Source organism: Bacillus sp. FSL K6-1005, from assembly GCF_038000225.1.
GTDB lineage: Bacteria > Bacillota > Bacilli > Bacillales > Bacillaceae > Bacillus > Bacillus mojavensis.
On record NZ_JBBOBP010000001.1, the window covers coordinates 344024 to 360723 of the forward strand.

General features: G+C 45.2%; 20 protein-coding genes and 1 riboswitch. Of the genes, 19 read left to right on the forward strand and 1 reads right to left on the reverse strand.

Annotated features, from left to right (window positions below; all coding sequences use genetic code 11):
• The first annotated feature begins 43 nt into the window (after positions 1-43).
• Positions 44-952, forward strand: a complete 909-nt coding sequence (locus NST16_RS01670) for a proline dehydrogenase (RefSeq protein WP_340883676.1) — start codon at positions 44-46, stop codon at positions 950-952.
• A gap of 28 nt (positions 953-980) precedes the next feature.
• Here the strand turns inward: NST16_RS01670 and NST16_RS01675 are convergent, their stop codons facing one another.
• Positions 981-1124 carry a YuzL family protein gene (locus NST16_RS01675; protein WP_010331806.1) on the reverse strand — a complete coding sequence of 48 codons (144 nt, stop codon included), beginning with the start codon at positions 1122-1124 and terminating at the stop codon, positions 981-983.
• Between the two features lie 175 nt (positions 1125-1299).
• Here NST16_RS01675 and NST16_RS01680 point away from each other — a divergent pair, with 175 nt between their 5' ends.
• From NST16_RS01680 to sufU, 18 genes are all read left to right on the forward strand, one after another.
• Positions 1300-3669: a 3-hydroxyacyl-CoA dehydrogenase/enoyl-CoA hydratase family protein gene (locus NST16_RS01680; RefSeq protein WP_340883678.1), complete on the forward strand. Its 2370-nt coding sequence runs from the start codon at positions 1300-1302 to the stop codon at positions 3667-3669.
• A 10-nt stretch (positions 3670-3679) separates the two neighbouring features.
• Positions 3680-4855 carry an acetyl-CoA C-acetyltransferase gene (locus NST16_RS01685; protein ID WP_340883682.1) on the forward strand — a complete coding sequence of 392 codons (1176 nt, stop codon included), beginning with the start codon at positions 3680-3682 and terminating at the stop codon, positions 4853-4855.
• A 14-nt stretch (positions 4856-4869) separates the two neighbouring features.
• Positions 4870-6654: an acyl-CoA dehydrogenase FadE gene (gene fadE / locus NST16_RS01690; protein ID WP_268504676.1), complete on the forward strand. Its 1785-nt coding sequence runs from the start codon at positions 4870-4872 to the stop codon at positions 6652-6654.
• A gap of 111 nt (positions 6655-6765) precedes the next feature.
• A complete protein-coding gene (locus NST16_RS01695; protein ID WP_101864083.1) occupies positions 6766-7122 on the forward strand; it encodes an arsenate reductase family protein in 357 nt (118 codons plus the stop codon).
• Positions 7123-7188: 66 nt separating this feature from the next.
• On the forward strand, positions 7189-7572 hold the full coding sequence (gcvH, locus tag NST16_RS01700; RefSeq protein ID WP_010331800.1) for a glycine cleavage system protein GcvH: 384 nt from the start codon (positions 7189-7191) through the stop codon (positions 7570-7572).
• 55 nt (positions 7573-7627) lie between these two features.
• Positions 7628-7864: a YusG family protein gene (locus NST16_RS01705; protein ID WP_010331799.1), complete on the forward strand. Its 237-nt coding sequence runs from the start codon at positions 7628-7630 to the stop codon at positions 7862-7864.
• A 77-nt stretch (positions 7865-7941) separates the two neighbouring features.
• Positions 7942-8295 carry a toprim domain-containing protein gene (locus NST16_RS01710; RefSeq protein ID WP_010331797.1) on the forward strand — a complete coding sequence of 118 codons (354 nt, stop codon included), beginning with the start codon at positions 7942-7944 and terminating at the stop codon, positions 8293-8295.
• 11 nt (positions 8296-8306) lie between these two features.
• Entirely contained in the window at positions 8307-8627 is a 321-nt protein-coding gene (locus NST16_RS01715) for a thioredoxin family protein (protein ID WP_168748696.1), read from the forward strand.
• 108 nt (positions 8628-8735) lie between these two features.
• Positions 8736-9080 (forward strand): SCP2 sterol-binding domain-containing protein, encoded by a 345-nt coding sequence (locus NST16_RS01720; protein ID WP_010331795.1) that lies wholly within the window; start codon positions 8736-8738, stop codon positions 9078-9080.
• A 114-nt stretch (positions 9081-9194) separates the two neighbouring features.
• Positions 9195-9301: riboswitch (SAM riboswitch) on the forward strand.
• A 105-nt stretch (positions 9302-9406) separates the two neighbouring features.
• Entirely contained in the window at positions 9407-10432 is a 1026-nt protein-coding gene (metN, locus tag NST16_RS01725) for a methionine ABC transporter ATP-binding protein MetN (RefSeq protein WP_168748695.1), read from the forward strand.
• Positions 10425-11093, forward strand: coding sequence for a methionine ABC transporter permease MetP (gene metP / locus NST16_RS01730; RefSeq protein ID WP_010331792.1), 669 nt, complete (start codon positions 10425-10427; stop codon positions 11091-11093). The genes metN and metP overlap by 8 nt, the downstream gene beginning before the upstream one ends.
• A 13-nt stretch (positions 11094-11106) precedes the next feature.
• Positions 11107-11928, forward strand: coding sequence for a methionine ABC transporter substrate-binding lipoprotein MetQ (metQ, locus tag NST16_RS01735; protein WP_010331791.1), 822 nt, complete (start codon positions 11107-11109; stop codon positions 11926-11928).
• Between the two features lie 84 nt (positions 11929-12012).
• Positions 12013-12390: a carboxymuconolactone decarboxylase family protein gene (locus NST16_RS01740; protein WP_003222796.1), complete on the forward strand. Its 378-nt coding sequence runs from the start codon at positions 12013-12015 to the stop codon at positions 12388-12390.
• A 192-nt stretch (positions 12391-12582) separates the two neighbouring features.
• Positions 12583-12735 (forward strand): hypothetical protein, encoded by a 153-nt coding sequence (locus NST16_RS01745; protein ID WP_010331789.1) that lies wholly within the window; start codon positions 12583-12585, stop codon positions 12733-12735.
• Positions 12736-12912: 177 nt separating this feature from the next.
• A complete protein-coding gene (sufC, locus tag NST16_RS01750) occupies positions 12913-13698 on the forward strand; it encodes a Fe-S cluster assembly ATPase SufC (RefSeq protein ID WP_168748694.1) in 786 nt (261 codons plus the stop codon).
• A gap of 17 nt (positions 13699-13715) precedes the next feature.
• Positions 13716-15029 (forward strand): Fe-S cluster assembly protein SufD, encoded by a 1314-nt coding sequence (gene sufD / locus NST16_RS01755; protein ID WP_326130183.1) that lies wholly within the window; start codon positions 13716-13718, stop codon positions 15027-15029.
• A complete protein-coding gene (gene sufS / locus NST16_RS01760) occupies positions 15029-16249 on the forward strand; it encodes a cysteine desulfurase SufS (protein ID WP_010331786.1) in 1221 nt (406 codons plus the stop codon). The genes sufD and sufS overlap by 1 nt, the downstream gene beginning before the upstream one ends.
• Positions 16239-16682 carry a Fe-S cluster assembly sulfur transfer protein SufU gene (sufU, locus tag NST16_RS01765; protein WP_003222809.1) on the forward strand — a complete coding sequence of 148 codons (444 nt, stop codon included), beginning with the start codon at positions 16239-16241 and terminating at the stop codon, positions 16680-16682. Before sufS ends, sufU begins: the two co-directional genes overlap by 11 nt.
• Positions 16683-16700 lie beyond the last annotated feature (18 nt).

The following is a 16700-nucleotide window of genomic DNA, read 5'->3' on the forward strand; positions in this document are numbered from 1 at the left end:
ATACAGGTGTTTTGAAGAAGGCTGTATCGTCAGGAGGAATTGGATGTTGAGACATATGTTTTTATTCTTATCTCAAAATAAAACGCTCACCAAACTTGCCAAAGCATACGGATCACGGCTGGGGGCGCGGAGATTTGTCGCGGGGGACACGATTGAATCGGCTGTTCGGACCATTAAAAAGCTGAATCAATCCGGTTTGTGCACAACCATTGATTATTTAGGCGAGTATGCGGCTACACATAAAGAAGCAAGTCGAGTCGCGGCAGAATGCAAGAAGGCCATTCAAGCGATTGCCGAACACCGGTTAGATTCCGAGCTTTCCCTTAAGCTGACGTCATTAGGGCTCGATATTTCAGAAGAGCTGGCGGTTTCACATTTGCGTGACATTTTATCTGCTGCGAAGGAAAATGGCGTGGCTGTGACGATCGATATGGAGGACTACTCACATTATGAACAGACACTTGCCATCTACAGGCAGTGCAAGCAGGAATTTGACATGCTGGGTACGGTGATACAGGCGTATCTTTACCGGGCGGCAGAAGATATCCGTAAGCTGCGTGATCTGAAGCCGAATCTCAGACTCGTCAAAGGCGCTTACAAGGAATCTGCGGCTGTTGCGTTCCCTGATAAAAAAGGAACAGATCTTCACTTCCAGAGCTTAATTAAACTGCATCTGCTGAGCGGGAACTATACTGCCGTCGCTACACACGATGATGACATCATTGCGTTTACGAAGAAACTCGTTGCCGATCATGATATCCCGTTGTCCCAATTTGAGTTTCAAATGCTTTATGGCATCAGGCCGGAGCGGCAGAAGGAACTCGTGAAGGAAGGGTACAAGATGCGTGTGTATGTCCCGTATGGAACCGATTGGTTTAGTTACTTTATGAGAAGAATCGCCGAAAGACCCGCTAATGCTGCTTTTGTGTTAAAAGGGATTTTCAAAAAGTGAAAGCAGCCGCGGGACGCGGGCTGCATTGTTATTGTTCCATGTTATGTTTCTTATACTGCTGATTTTGGCTTGTCCGTTTTCCGCCGCCGTAATGCTGTGTCGGACCGGCATCTCCTTTTACGCTCGCCGCGCTTACTGCTGCTGAAGACGGGTTCTTTTTTTCTCTCACCATTCCCTTCACCTCCGGGTTTAAGTTTCCCGTCTTCTATCTGCTTCATACAAAAAAATAACAAATTAGCTATTGAAGTCGAAACAAAAATCTTTTATGATGAAAGAAGAAACGGGTTTCCATTTTTTTTGACCAAAAAATGAATGATTATTCATTCAACGCTCAAGGGGGATGTCTCATGCACAAACACATTCAAAAAGCAGCCGTTTTAGGATCGGGGGTTATGGGTTCCGGTATTGCTGCGCATTTGGCTAACATCGGAATTCCGGTCCTGCTGCTTGATATTGTGCCGAACGATTTAACGAAGGAAGAGGAGAAAAAGGGGCTGACCAAGGAAAGTCCGGAGGTGCGCAGCAGGCTGAGCAGATCTGCGGTGAAAAAGCTGCTGAAACAAAAGCCCGCCCCTCTTACGTCAGCACAAAACACCGCTTATATTACTCCCGGCAATCTAGAAGATGATGTCGAGAAGCTGAAGGAAGCTGATTGGATTATTGAGGTCGTTGTCGAAAATCTTGAGGTCAAAAAGAAGATTTTCTCTCTCGTGGATGAGCATCGGAAATCGGGCAGCATCGTCTCGAGCAACACGTCCGGCATCTCAGTGCAGGCGATGGCTGAAGGCAGGTCTGAAGATTTTAAAGCTCATTTTCTCGGAACGCATTTTTTTAACCCGGCGCGATATTTAAAGCTGCTGGAGATCATTCCGATTAAAGAAACTGATCCTGACATCCTGGCGTTTATGACATCCTTCGGTGAAAATGTCCTCGGCAAAGGTGTGGTCACAGCTAAGGACACACCAAATTTTATCGCAAACCGAATCGGGACGTACGGACTTCTCATTACGGTTCAAGAAATGCTGAAAGGCGGCTATCAGGTCGGAGAAGTCGATTCCATCACAGGCCCGCTGATCGGAAGACCGAAAAGCGCAACCTTCAGAACGCTGGATGTTGTCGGCCTCGATACTTTTGCCCACGTCGCCCGAAACGTGTATGACAAAGCAGAGGGAGACGAAAAAGAAGTATTTCACCTGCCTGACTTCATGAATGACATGCTGCAAAAAGGCTGGATCGGAAGCAAATCCGGTCAAGGCTTTTATAAAAAAGAAGGAAAAACGATTTATGAGCTTGACCCGATGACGCTTACTTACGGAGAACGGACAAAGATGAAAACGCCGGCTCTTGAAGCGGCAAAACAGGCTAAAGGGACAAAAGCCAAAATGAAAGCGCTTATTTATTCGGAAGACAGGGCTGGCCGGCTGCTGTGGAATATCACGTCGCAAACACTGCTTTACTCAGCCCAGCTGCTCGGAGAAATCGCCGACGATATTCATGCAATTGACCAAGCCATGAAATGGGGATTCGGCTGGGAACTGGGGCCATTCGAAATCTGGGATGCAATCGGTCTCAGACAGTCGGCGGAAAAGCTTGAACAGCTTGGAGCGGAGATTCCTGGCTGGATAAAAGATATGCTGGACAAAGGGAATGAAACCTTCTACATCAGAGAAAACGGAACAGTGCTTTATTACGAAAGCGGCGAATACAGGGCCGTAAAAGAAAACAAGAAACGCATCCATTTACAGTCAGTTAAAGAAACAAACGGCGTCATTGCGAAAAACAGCGGAGCGAGCTTGATTGATCTTGGTGACGATGTAGCGCTTCTGGAATTTCACTCGAAAAGCAATGCCATCGGGCTCGACATCATTCAAATGATCAACAAAGCATTGGAAGAAACAGAGCGGAATTACAAAGGGCTTGTCATCGGCAATCAAGGAAAAAATTTCTGCGTGGGCGCCAATCTTGCCATGATCTTAATGGAAGTGCAGGATGACAACTTTATGGAAGTTGATTTGGTGATACGGCGTTTTCAAGAGACAATGATGAACATCAAATACAGCACGAAACCTGTTGTTGCCGCTCCATTCGGCATGACGCTCGGCGGAGGGACGGAAGTGTGTCTCCCTGCTGCACGGATACAAGCGGCAAGCGAAGCCTATATGGGACTTGTAGAATCAGGAGTCGGCCTTATCCCTGGCGGAGGGGGCAATAAAGAACTGTACATCAATCATCTTCGCCGCGGTCTTGATCCGATGAATGCGGCCATAAAAACTTTTGAAACGATCGCAATGGCTAAGGTGTCAACTTCCGCTCAAGAGGCACGGGAACTGATTATTTTAAAAGAGGCTGACCGTATCAGCACTAACCAGGATCACCTCCTGTACGATGCAAAGCAGCTAGCCGCCTCTTTATACGATACCGGCTGGCGGCCGCCTGTAAAAGAAAAGGTCAAGGTGGCGGGGGAAACAGGCTATGCCGCGCTTCTGCTCGGTGCAGAGCAAATGAGGCTGTCCGGATACCTATCTGAGCATGATATGAAAATTGCAAAAAAACTCGCTTTTGTGATTGCCGGCGGAAAAGTGCCGTTCGGTACAGAGGTGGATGAAGAGTATTTATTAGAAATTGAGAGAGAAGCGTTTTTAAGTCTGGCAGGCGAGGCGAAATCTCAGGCGAGAATGCAGCATATGCTGGTGAAAGGCAAACCTTTACGGAACTAGGAGGGAGTTTATGAAAGAGGCAGTCATTGTGGCAGGAGCAAGAACACCGGTTGGGAAAGCGAAAAAAGGATCATTGGCCACCGTTCGCCCGGATGATTTGGGAGCCATTTGCGTGAAAGAAACGCTGAAACGAGCAGGCGGCTACGAGGGCAATATTGACGATTTAATTATAGGCTGTGCGACACCTGAAGCGGAACAGGGGCTCAATATGGCGAGAAATATCGGCGCGCTTGCGGGTCTGCCATATACGGTGCCGGCGATTACAGTCAACCGCTACTGTTCCTCAGGTCTTCAGTCCATCGCATATGCGGCAGAAAAAATAATGCTTGGCGCTTATGATACAGCCATTGCAGGCGGAGCAGAATCCATGTCACAGGTTCCGATGATGGGGCATGTGACCCGTCCGAACCTCACATTGGCCGAAAAAGCGCCGGAGTATTACATGAGCATGGGACACACAGCAGAACAGGTTGCGAAAAAATACGGCGTTTCCCGTGAAGATCAGGATGCTTTTGCAGTGCGCAGTCACCAGAAAGCTGCCAAAGCTCTTGCAGAGGGGAAATTTAAAGATGAAATTGTCCCAGTCGAAGTCAGAGTGACAGAAATCGGCGAAAACCATAAGCCTCAGGAAAAACATACTGTTTTTTCTCAGGATGAAGGTGTACGCCCGCAAACGACCGCAGATATTTTAGCCACATTGCGCCCGGCCTTTTCCGTTGACGGAACAGTCACTGCCGGAAATTCCTCGCAAACTAGTGACGGGGCGGCGGCTGTCATGCTGATGGATCGCGAAAAAGCGGATGCGCTTGGTTTGACGCCGCTTGTCAAATTCCGTTCCTTTGCCGTTGGCGGGGTGCCGCCGGAAGTCATGGGCATCGGACCCGTCGAAGCCATTCCGCGTGCACTGAAGCTTGCCGGGCTTCAACTGCAGGACATTGGGCTGTTCGAATTGAACGAAGCGTTTGCATCACAAGCCATCCAAGTCATCAGGGAGCTGGGGATTGATGAGGAGAAAGTGAATGTCAATGGAGGCGCTATCGCACTCGGGCACCCGCTTGGATGTACGGGCACAAAGCTTACACTCTCACTGATTCACGAAATGAAACGGAGAAACGAGCAATTTGGAGTCGTCACAATGTGTATCGGCGGCGGGATGGGAGCAGCCGGCGTATTTGAACTATGCTAAAGGGGGAAAAACAAATGACGAGAAAAACGGCTGAAGTACAAAAAGGCGGCGGCTTCTTAATAGAGGAAGTCACATATGATCAGATGTATACACCGGAGGATTTCACCGACGAGCATAAAATGATTGCGAAAACAACGGAGGATTACATTGAACAAGACGTTCTGCCGCATATAGATGACATTGAGAACCATCAATTTGAACATTCTGTCCGGCTTTTGAAGAAAGCGGGAGAACTCGGCCTTCTCGGTGCCGATGTGCCTGAGGAATACGGCGGGCTGGGCCTTGATAAAATCAGCTCGGCGCTGATCACTGAAAAATTTTCGCGGGCGGGAAGCTTTTCACTTTCTTACGGTGCGCATGTCGGTATCGGTTCCTTGCCGATCGTCTTCTTTGGAACGGAAGAGCAAAAGAAAAAATATCTCCCTGATTTGGCTTCAGGGGAAAAGATAGCTGCGTACGCACTGACTGAGCCAGGTTCCGGATCCGATGCGTTAGGCGCAAAAACGACCGCGGTGCTGAATGAAGCAGGAACGCATTATGTATTAACCGGGGAGAAACAGTGGATTACCAACTCAGCCTTTGCCGATGTCTTTGTCGTTTACGCAAAAGTGGATGGCGAAAAGTTCTCTGCTTTTATTGTAGAAAAAGATTTTCCTGGCGTATCAACCGGACCTGAAGAAAAGAAAATGGGAATTAAAGGTTCATCGACGAGAACCCTCATTTTAGATCAGGCTGAAGTGCCGAAGGAAAACCTTCTTGGAGAAATCGGCAAAGGGCATGTTATCGCCTTTAATATTTTAAATATCGGCCGCTACAAGCTGGCAGTAGGAACGATCGGCGCGTCAAAACGGGTGATCGAGCTGTCCGCCGCTTACGCAAATCAGCGCCGCCAATTTAAAACGCCGATCGCAGGCTTTTCGCTGACACAGGAAAAAATTGCGACGATGGCATCAAGGCTGTACGCAATGGAAAGCTCCGTGTACAGAACCGTCGGGCTGTTTGAAGACAATATGAGCCAGTTCACAGCTGAAGACCAAAAGGATGGAAGGCAAATAGCAAAGTCCATTGCCGAATACGCCATTGAATGCTCTCTCAACAAAGTGTTTGGCTCTGAAACGCTTGATTATATTGTTGATGAAGGTGTGCAAATTCACGGCGGCTACGGATTTATGCAGGAGTATGAAGTGGAAAGAGCCTATCGGGATTCCAGGATCAACCGGATTTTCGAAGGAACCAATGAAATTAACCGGTTAATCGTGCCAAGCACCTTCCTGAAGAAAGCAATGAAAGGAGAGCTGCCTCTTTTTGAAAAAGCACAGGCGCTTCAAGAAGAACTCATGATGCTCATGCCTGAGGAGCCCGGCACTGGCGTATTAGAGCAAGAGAAATATATCGTCAAGCAAGCCAAAAAAATCGCCCTGTTCGCCGCGGGTCTAGCTGCGCAAAAATACGGGAAAGCGATCGATCGGGAACAAGAAATCCTCGTAAACGTTGCTGATATTGTCAGTAATGTATATGCAATGGAATCAGCGGTGCTCAGAACGGAAAAGGCGATTGCCGCGCAAGGAAGCGATAAAGCAGCGCAAAAGCTGCTGTACACAGAAATTTTCGTTCAAGAAGCCTTCAATGAAATTGAAGCCCATGCGAAAGAATCTTTACTTGCAATGGAAGAAGGAGATTCTCTCCGTATGATGCTCTCGGCCCTCCGCAAGCTGACACGCGTGACGCCTAAAAATGTCATTCGGAAAAAACGTGAAGCGGCAGCGGGTGTGTTCGAGGCTGAAAAATATATTGTCTGAGTCCCAAGGAGCTCCGCACATCCGGAGCTCTTTTTTTATGAAGCACTGTTTTAGGTTTTTAAAACAAACTGTGTTAAAATAACCTCGATTATTTTATTGAGGGGGAAGAAGATGTCGTTAACTTTTTACTGGTACCCTAAATGCGGAACGTGCCGCAAAGCAAAAAAATGGCTTGAAGAGCATGGAAAAGAAATCAACGAAATACATATTGCAGAGCAGCCTCCAAGCAAAGAGGAGCTAAAATCGCTTTATGAAAAAAGCGGACTGGATGTAAAGAAATTTTTTAACACAAGCGGCATGAAATACCGTGAACTGAATCTGAAGGAAAAGCTGTATCACATGTCAGAGGACGAACAGCTTGAACTGCTGGCTTCAGACGGAATGCTGATTAAGCGCCCACTCACAACAGACGGCGAAAAAGTGACAGTTGGCTTTAAAGAAGATCAATTTGAAGAAAACTGGTCATAATGTAAATTTTTTTTGAAAAGTGTGGTATCTTCTTATTATAGTGCTGTAAAAAATGGAGGGATTCAATTGAGCATACCTAAAGATTTGCGTTACTCAGAAGAACACGAGTGGGTAAAAGTTGAAGGAGAAAAAGCCAAAATCGGCATTACCCATTTTGCCCAGTCCGAGCTCGGTGACATCGTGTTTGTTGAGCTTCCTGAAGTCGGCGCTGAAATCAAAGCGGACGAGCCTTTCGGAAGTGTTGAATCCGTAAAAACGGTATCTGAGCTTTACGCACCGATTAACGGAACTGTAGTGGAAGTAAACGAGGATCTTGATGACAGCCCGGAATTCGTCAACGAATCTCCGTATGAAAAAGCATGGATGATCGTCGTTGAACCGTCTGACGCGTCTGAAATTGAAAAACTAATGACAGCAGAGCAATACGAAGAGATGACACAACAAGACTAAAACTGGATAGCTGAGCAGGCAATTGGATACGCTAACGCTATGGGAGGTGTCCAATATGGCTTTCAGCAAACAAAAGCTCGATGTCACCAATGATGTGACAGGCCGCTTTCAAAATGGCCGGCTCTCGTTATATCATGAAGATGAGATGATCGGCCAAATGACAGGCATGAATGAATATGAGCTAAAGTCCGGCTTTACCTATGAAAATGAAAAATTTTATAAAACAGCCGACGTGGTTTCAGGAGACGATCAGAAATATGTTGATTGTGACTACGAAAGCGGCTGGTGTTGATGTTGGCGGTGAATTTCACTGCCTTCTTTTACAATCTGAACGTTTCAAATTTGACGCGGCAGGTGAAGCAGATGAACATGGACGAACTGGAAAAAGTCATGATTGTTGAAGGGAAATCAGATAAAGAAAAGATCGAAAGCGTCCTGAATGAGCCAGTGCGCATTATCTGCACAAACGGAACAATCAGCCAGCTGAAGCTGGAAGAATTGGCAGACGAGCTTTACGAGAAGGACGTCTATATTTTGGTTGATGCCGATGAATCAGGCGAGAAATTGAGAAAACAGCTGAAAAGGGAATTTAATGAAGCCTACCATTTATATATCGACAGAGCCTATAAGGAAGTGGAGGCGGCGCCCAGACACCATATAGCATCTGTATTACTGAGCGCGAATCTGAATGTCCATACGAATTTTCTTGAAAGAAAGACCTGAGGTGTTATAACGTGAAAGAACTCCAAGAGCAAGAGCTTGAACACATTACTGATGATGTGTATCTCCTATATTTATATACTCCGTTTTGCGGTACCTGCCAGCTGGCAAGCAAAATGCTGACGGTCGTCGAAGACATGCTCCCGTCTGTCGCCTTCTATAAAAATAATCTCAACTATTCTCCGGCGTTTGCTAAAGCATATCAAATTGAAAGCGTCCCTTGTTTTCTGCTGTTTAAGGACGGAAAAGTAATTGAAAGAGGGTATGCGTTTCATTCCGTTTCTTATTTATATGAGCTGATCAAACAAAAATCATCTTCTGCATCTCATTTATGACATTTTTCTCGGCGCATTCCAATGAATTTGTCGTTCGTTTTATAAAGGGGTTCTTGCGCTGAAGAGAGAAATGTGTATGTATGACCAACAAACTAGGAGGTTGTACAAATGGAGAAAGCGGAAGTTTTAGAAGATGATTTACAGCATCTGTTTTTAAAACCCCTTTTGAACGCTTCGACATTGCTTATTACCTTCCAAGGAGAAACAGAAGCCTTAACCGTCTCAATAAACGAACAGGGAGAAATGACAAAAATTTCTCCGCCCCAAACGTCCAACCTGACCTTTTATGGAAACCAAACAGAAATCATTCATCTTTTGCATGGAGACATTTCCCTTCAGCACCTGATCCAGAGCGGAAGCCTAAAGGTAAAGGGTTCATTCAGAGCGCTGTTAAAGCTGGAAGCCATTCTTTGGCTGACAAACGGTTTTTTTCAGAGGATTCTAAAGAATTAAAAAATAGCAAATTATTATAATAGTAAAAGTTTACATCATTTATTTTATTGACATTTTATGATTCGCCATGCTATTCTACATTAAGAATTTCCGGACGAAAAAGACTATATATTTCTCTTATCAAGAGAGGTGGAGGGAAGTGCCCTATGAAGCCCGGCAACCATCAACATTGTTGAAATGGTGCCAATTCACACGAAGCGTTAAGCTTTGAAAGATGAGAGAAAGGCGTTTTATATAAGCCTTTCTGCTCAAGTGTGCAGAAAGGCTTTTCTTTTGCAGAAAAAACCGGAAGATTTCTTAGAATAGTGTTAAGGCAGGTGATCGCTTTGATCAATCTTCAGGATGTTTCAAAAGTGTATAAGTCGAAACATGGAGATGTCAATGCTGTCCAAAATGTCTCGCTTTCCATTAAAAAAGGTGAGATTTTTGGAATTATAGGATATAGCGGAGCTGGTAAAAGTTCCTTAATCCGTCTGCTGAACGGACTTGAGAAACCAAGCTCAGGAATCGTGGAAGTGGCGGGAACGAAGATTAATGAAGTAAACGGACGCAATTTAAGAAAAGCGCGCCATGACATCAGTATGATTTTCCAGCACTTCAATTTGCTCTGGTCGCGAACTGTCAGAGATAACATCATGTTTCCTTTAGAAATTGCCGGTGTGAAAAAAAGCGAGCGGATCAAGCGTGCCAATGAACTGATTAAACTGGTAGGTTTAGAAGGAAAAGAGAAATCTTACCCGTCTCAGCTGAGCGGCGGACAAAAGCAGAGGGTCGGAATCGCCAGAGCGCTCGCAAACAATCCGAAGGTTCTCCTTTGTGATGAAGCGACATCAGCTTTAGATCCGCAAACTACCGATTCAATCTTGGATCTTTTGTCCGATATTAATGAAAGACTCGGTTTGACGATTGTGCTGATCACACACGAAATGCACGTCATCCGCAAAATCTGCAACAGAGTCGCCGTTATGGAAAACGGAAAGGTTGTTGAAGAAGGAGAAGTTCTCGATGTCTTCAAGAATCCAAAGGAAGACATGACAAAACGGTTTGTTCAGCAGGTGACTGAGCCTGAAGAAACAAAAGAAACGCTTCAGCATCTTCTTGACGAAAAAGCGTCAGGAACAACGGTTCAGCTCACATTTGTCGGTGATTCAGCTGAACAGCCTCTGATTACAGAGATGATCAGAAACTTCAATGTCAGCGTCAATATTCTGCAGGGGAAAATCTCGCAGACGAAGGACGGGGCATACGGTTCATTGTTTATCCATATTGACGGTGACGAGGAAGAAGTGCAAAACGTGATCCGGTTTATTAATGACAAACAGGTGAAAGCAGAGGTGATCACGAATGTTTGAAAAATACTTCCCGAACGTTGATGTAACTGAATTATGGAACGCGACATACGAAACGCTTTATATGACGCTGATCTCCTTGGTTTTTGCCTTTGTCATCGGGGTGATCCTCGGCCTGCTGCTCTTTCTTACAAGCAAAGGGAGCCTCTGGCAGAACAAAGCAGTCAACACTGTAATTGCGGCTATTGTCAATGTATTCAGGTCTATTCCGTTCCTCATTTTAATTATTTTATTACTAGGTTTTACGAAGTTTTTAGTCGGCACCATCTTAGGGCCGAACGCGGCACTGCCGGCGTTAGTCATCGGCTCAGCCCCGTTTTACGCGCGGCTCGCTGAAATTGCGCTGCGTGAGGTGGATAAGGGCGTCATCGAAGCTGCGAAATCAATGGGAGCCAAAACATCAACCATTATTTTCAAAGTGCTGCTCCCGGAATCCATGCCGGCCCTTATTTCTGGGATCACGGTTACGGCCATTGCTTTGATCGGCTCAACAGCCATTGCGGGCGCCATCGGTTCAGGAGGACTTGGAAACCTTGCATATGTAGAAGGATATCAGTCTAATAATACTGATGTTACCTTCGTTGCTACTGTATTTATTTTAATCATCGTTTTCATTATTCAAATGATCGGTGATGTCATAACAAATATAATAGATAAACGATAAGGGAGGATTTACTTTGAAAAAGCTATTTTTGGGTGCATTACTACTTGTATTTGCAGGAGTTATGGCTGCCTGCGGTTCTAATAACGCTGAATCCGGCAAGAAAGAAATTGTTGTTGCAGCTACAAAAACACCGCATGCAGAAATTTTAAAAGAAGCTGAACCATTGTTAAAAGAAAAAGGCTACACACTGAAAGTGAAAGTGCTTAGTGATTACAAAATGTACAACAAAGCCTTAGCTGATAAAGAAGTGGATGCAAACTTCTTCCAGCACATTCCTTACCTTGAGCAAGAAATGAAAGAAAACAAAGATTATAAACTTGTGAATGCCGGTGCGATTCACTTAGAGCCATTCGGTATTTATTCTAAAAAATATAAATCATTAAAAGAGCTTCCCGACGGTGCGACAATTATCCTGACAAATAACGTTGCTGAACAAGGCCGTATGCTTGCAATGCTTGAGAATGCAGGATTAATTACACTTGACTCCAAAGTGGAGACAGTCGATGCAACACTGAAAGACATTAAGAAAAACCCGAAACACCTTCAGTTCAAAAAAGTAGCGCCTGAATTAACGGCAAAAGCATATGAAAACAAAGAAGGAGACGCGGCCTTCATCAATGTGAACTACGCGATCCAAAATAAATTAAATCCTAAAAAAGACGCGATTGAAGTGGAATCAACAAAAGATAACCCATACGCCAATATCATTGCAGTGAGAGATGGCGAAGAGGATTCTGCAAAAATCAAAGCGCTGATGGAAGTTCTTCACTCTAAAAAGATTAAAGACTTCATCGAGAAGAAATATGACGGAGCTGTTCTCCCAGTCTCTGAATAAGAATGAAACCCCGGATGAGAAATCCGGGGTTTTTTTCGGGTATTTTCCTAAAAGCTGTTCATAATAAAAAGGAATGTTAAACAGATGGAGGGATTTTCTTTGAATCAAGACAGAGGAAGCATGCAGGACGCGCTAAAACAGTATAAATTAGGTTTAGGCACATTTGAACAAAAGATGCCGCTAATGGGAAGAAAGTTTAACGAGTTTACTGAACAATGCTTTGCCGGCAATTCTCTGACTGAAAGAGAAAAACAGCTGATCGCCCTCGGAATCGCCATCAATGCTCAGGATGAATATTGCATGATCTATCACACAAAAGGCTGTCTTGATGAGGGAGCGACAGAAGAAAACATTCTCGAAGCAGTCAGTGTGGCAGCGGCGTTCGGAGGCGGAGCTGCTCTAAGCCAAGGTGTGACAGTTGTCCAGCAGTGCATAGAGGAATTTGGAAACACTACGCATTAGAAGAAGGAATATTCCAAAAAACGATTCTCATTTTAACTCAAAGGGTCCTTTCGTCTCATCCGATGTTATATCAAGCCATATCCATTTTGCAGCATCGGTCTTGGAGCTGATACAATAGCAGTAAATAAATGAAGGGATTGATTCATTATTTGCAGCAGCCAGGACAGACTGGACCTCGATTATACGTCAGAAATGGAAAAAGCGATGCAGCTGTCTCATGGAATCGGATACGAGGAATACGGACGCCGGCTGGATACAAGAATGGAAGTTGAGCGGCAGAGAGAGCTTGAATATAAAAAATGCAAGCGGTATTCTGCTGAGCTTAATGAGAAAATCGGTCTTTAAAAAAAGGGTGGGAATCCACTCTTTTTCTTTTTCAATTGCTTTAATAAAGTGCTGAACTTTGTTAAACTTGAGAAATGTGCAAGGCACGATAAAAAGTTGTATTTACTTTTCATTTGTTATAAAATTAGAATGAGAATAAAATGAGAATAATGATTATATATTTTTGGAGGTATAGATATGGCTGCTTCAACATTAACGATCAAAGATCTTCACGTTGAAATCGAAGGGAAAGAGATCTTAAAAGGTGTAAACCTTGAAATAAAAGGCGGAGAGTTCCACGCGGTAATGGGACCGAACGGTACTGGTAAATCAACTTTGTCAGCTGCCATTATGGGGCATCCTAAATATGAAGTAACAAAAGGCAGCATCACGCTTGACGGCAAAGATGTACTGGAGATGGAAGTGGACGAGCGTGCGCAGGCAGGTTTGTTCCTTGCGATGCAGTACCCTAGTGAAATCAGCGGTGTGACAAATGCCGACTTCCTTCGTTCTGCGATCAACGCGCGCAGAGAAGAAGGCGATGAAATTTCTCTTATGAAATTCATCCGCAAAATGGACGAAAACATGGAATTCTTAGAAATGGACCCTGAAATGGCTCAGCGCTACCTCAACGAAGGTTTCTCAGGCGGGGAGAAAAAACGCAACGAAATTCTTCAATTAATGATGATTGAACCGAAAATCGCCATCCTTGATGAAATCGACTCAGGTCTTGATATTGACGCTCTGAAAGTTGTATCAAAAGGGATCAACAAAATGCGCAACGAAAGCTTCGGTTGCCTGATGATCACTCACTATCAGCGCCTGTTAAACTACATCACTCCTGATGTTGTTCACGTTATGATGCAAGGCCGCGTTGTGAAATCCGGCGGTGCAGAGCTTGCACAGCGTCTTGAAGCAGAAGGTTATGACTGGATCAAAAAAGAACTTGGCATTGAAGACGAAACTGTAGGCCAAGAAGCGTAAGCGTTAGGGGGATTAATATGACACTAGATACAAAACTATCCGTAGATCAGGAGTATCTCAAAAGCTTTTCCGAAAAGCATCAAGAACCTGCCTGGCTGAAAAACCTGCGCTTACAGGCTCTTGAACAAGCTGAGGATCTGCCGATGCCGAAGCCTGACAAAACAAAAATTACAAACTGGAACTTCACGAACTTCGCGAAGCATACAGTTGATAATGAGCCGCTTTCTTCATTAGAGGATTTGACTGATGAAGCAAAAGCGCTGATCGATGTTGAAAACGAAGATAAAACGTTATATGTTCAGCGTGATCAGACGCCTGCATTCATTTCTCTTTCTCAGGAATTGAAAGACAAAGGCGTCATCTTTACTGATATTTTGACTGCTGCACGCGAGCACAGCGACTTAGTGGAGAAATACTTTATGAAAGACGGCGTGAAGGTTGATGAGCATAAATTAACCGCACTTCACGCAGCTCTTGTGAACGGAGGGGCATTCCTATATGTTCCGAAAAATGTTCAGGTGGAGACGCCGGTTCAGGCTGTTTATGTCCATGAGAGCAACGATACAGCACTATTCAACCACGTATTGATTGTGGCGGAAGACCATAGCTCAGTAACGTATGTAGAAAACTACATCAGCACGGTCAACCCGAAAGATGCTGTATTCAATATTATCAGTGAGGTTATCACAGGTGATAATGCCAGTGTGACATACGGTGCGGTGGATACTCTGTCTTCTGGCGTGACAACTTATGTCAACCGCCGTGGTGCTGCGCGCGGACGCGACAGCAAAATCGAGTGGGCACTCGGCCTCATGAACGATGGCGACACCATTTCCGAAAACACAACAAACCTTTACGGTGACGGCACTTACGGCGACACGAAAACGGTTGTTGTCGGAAGAGGAGAGCAAACAGAAAACTTTACGACACAAATCATCCATTTCGGTAAAGCTTCTGAAGGATATATCTTGAAGCACGGTGTGATGAAGGATTCCGCTTCTTCTATCTTTAACGGAATCGGCAAAATCGAACATGGCGCTTCTAAAGCGAATGCGGAACAGGAATCCCGTGTGCTGATGCTCAGCGAAAAAGCGCGCGGAGACGCAAACCCTATTCTTTTAATTGACGAAGACGATGTAACGGCAGGACATGCGGCATCTGTCGGCCGTGTGGATCCTATTCAGCTTTACTACCTGATGAGCCGCGGTATTTCGAAAGAAGAAGCAGAACGCTTAGTCATCTACGGATTCCTTGCGCCGGTAGTTAACGAACTTCCGATTGAAGGCGTTAAGAAACAATTGGTTTCTGTTATCGAAAGGAAAGTGAAGTAATGAATATCACAGATATTCGTGAACAGTTCCCGATCCTTCATCAGCAAGTGAACGGACATGATCTCGTTTATCTCGACAGCGCGGCGACTTCCCAGAAGCCGCGTGCTGTCATTGAAACACTGGATAAGTATTATAACCAATACAATTCCAATGTTCACCGGGGCGTCCATACGCTTGGAACCAGAGCGACAGACGGTTATGAAGGAGCGCGTGAAAAAGTCCGCAAGTTTATTAACGCGAAGTCAATGGCTGAGATTATTTTCACAAAAGGCACGACCACATCACTGAACATGGTGGCGCTGAGCTATGCACGCGCCAACCTCAAACCGGGTGATGAAGTGGTCATCACCTATATGGAGCATCATGCGAATATCATTCCGTGGCAGCAGGCTGTCAAAGCGACTGGCGCCACATTAAAATATATTCCGCTGCAGGAAGACGGCACGATTTCATTAGATGATGTCAGAGCAACGGTCACAAGCAATACAAAGATTGTTGCGGTCTCTCATGTGTCTAACGTTCTCGGCACGGTCAACCCGATAAAAGAAATGGCGAAAATCGCTCATGACAATGGGGCTGTCATTGTGGTGGACGGTGCACAAAGCGCGCCTCACATGAAAATTGACGTGCAGGATCTCGATTGCGACTTCTTTGCGCTTTCTTCCCACAAAATGTGCGGTCCTACTGGAGTAGGTGTACTGTACGGAAAGAGAGCCCTGCTGGAAAACATGGAGCCTGCCGAATTCGGCGGTGAAATGATCGACTTTGTCGGGCTTTATGAATCAACTTGGAAAGAGCTTCCGTGGAAATTCGAAGCGGGTACTCCGATTATTGCTGGAGCAATCGGTCTTGGTGCCGCCATTGATTTTCTTGAAGAAATCGGCCTTGATGAGATTTCCCGCCACGAGCACAAGCTTGCAGCTTATGCGCTTGAACGCTTCCGTCAGCTTGACGGCGTGACGGTTTACGGACCGGAAGAGCGTGCCGGGCTGATCACATTTAATCTTGATGATGTTCATCCGCACGATGTGGCAACCGTACTTGATGCGGAAGGGATCGCTGTCAGAGCCGGTCACCATTGCGCCCAGCCGCTGATGAAATGGCTGGATGTAACTGCTACTGCGAGAGCAAGCTTTTATCTGTATAATACAGAGGAAGAGATTGATAAGCTTGTGGAAGCTCTTCAAAAGACAAAGGAGTATTTTACAAATGTCTTTTAATGCAAACTTAGATACATTGTACAGACAAGTGATTATGGATCATTACAAAAACCCGCGCAACAAAGGGGTTTTGAATGACAGCATCGTCGTGGATATGAACAATCCGACATGCGGCGACCGTATCAGACTGACAATGAAGCTTGACGGAGACATCGTGGAAGATGCGAAATTTGAAGGGGAAGGCTGTTCCATTTCAATGGCATCCGCTTCGATGATGACTCAGGCGATTAAAGGGAAAGATATTGAAACAGCCCTTTCCATGTCTAAGATTTTCTCAGATATGATGCAAGGGAAAGAATACGATGATTCTATAGATTTGGGTGATATTGAAGCCCTTCAAGGCGTTTCAAAATTCCCGGCCCGTATTAAATGTGCAACCCTGTCATGGAAGGCACTTGAAAAAGGAGTCGCTAAAGAAGAGGGCGGCAATTAAAAGGATTGGAGTGAAAAT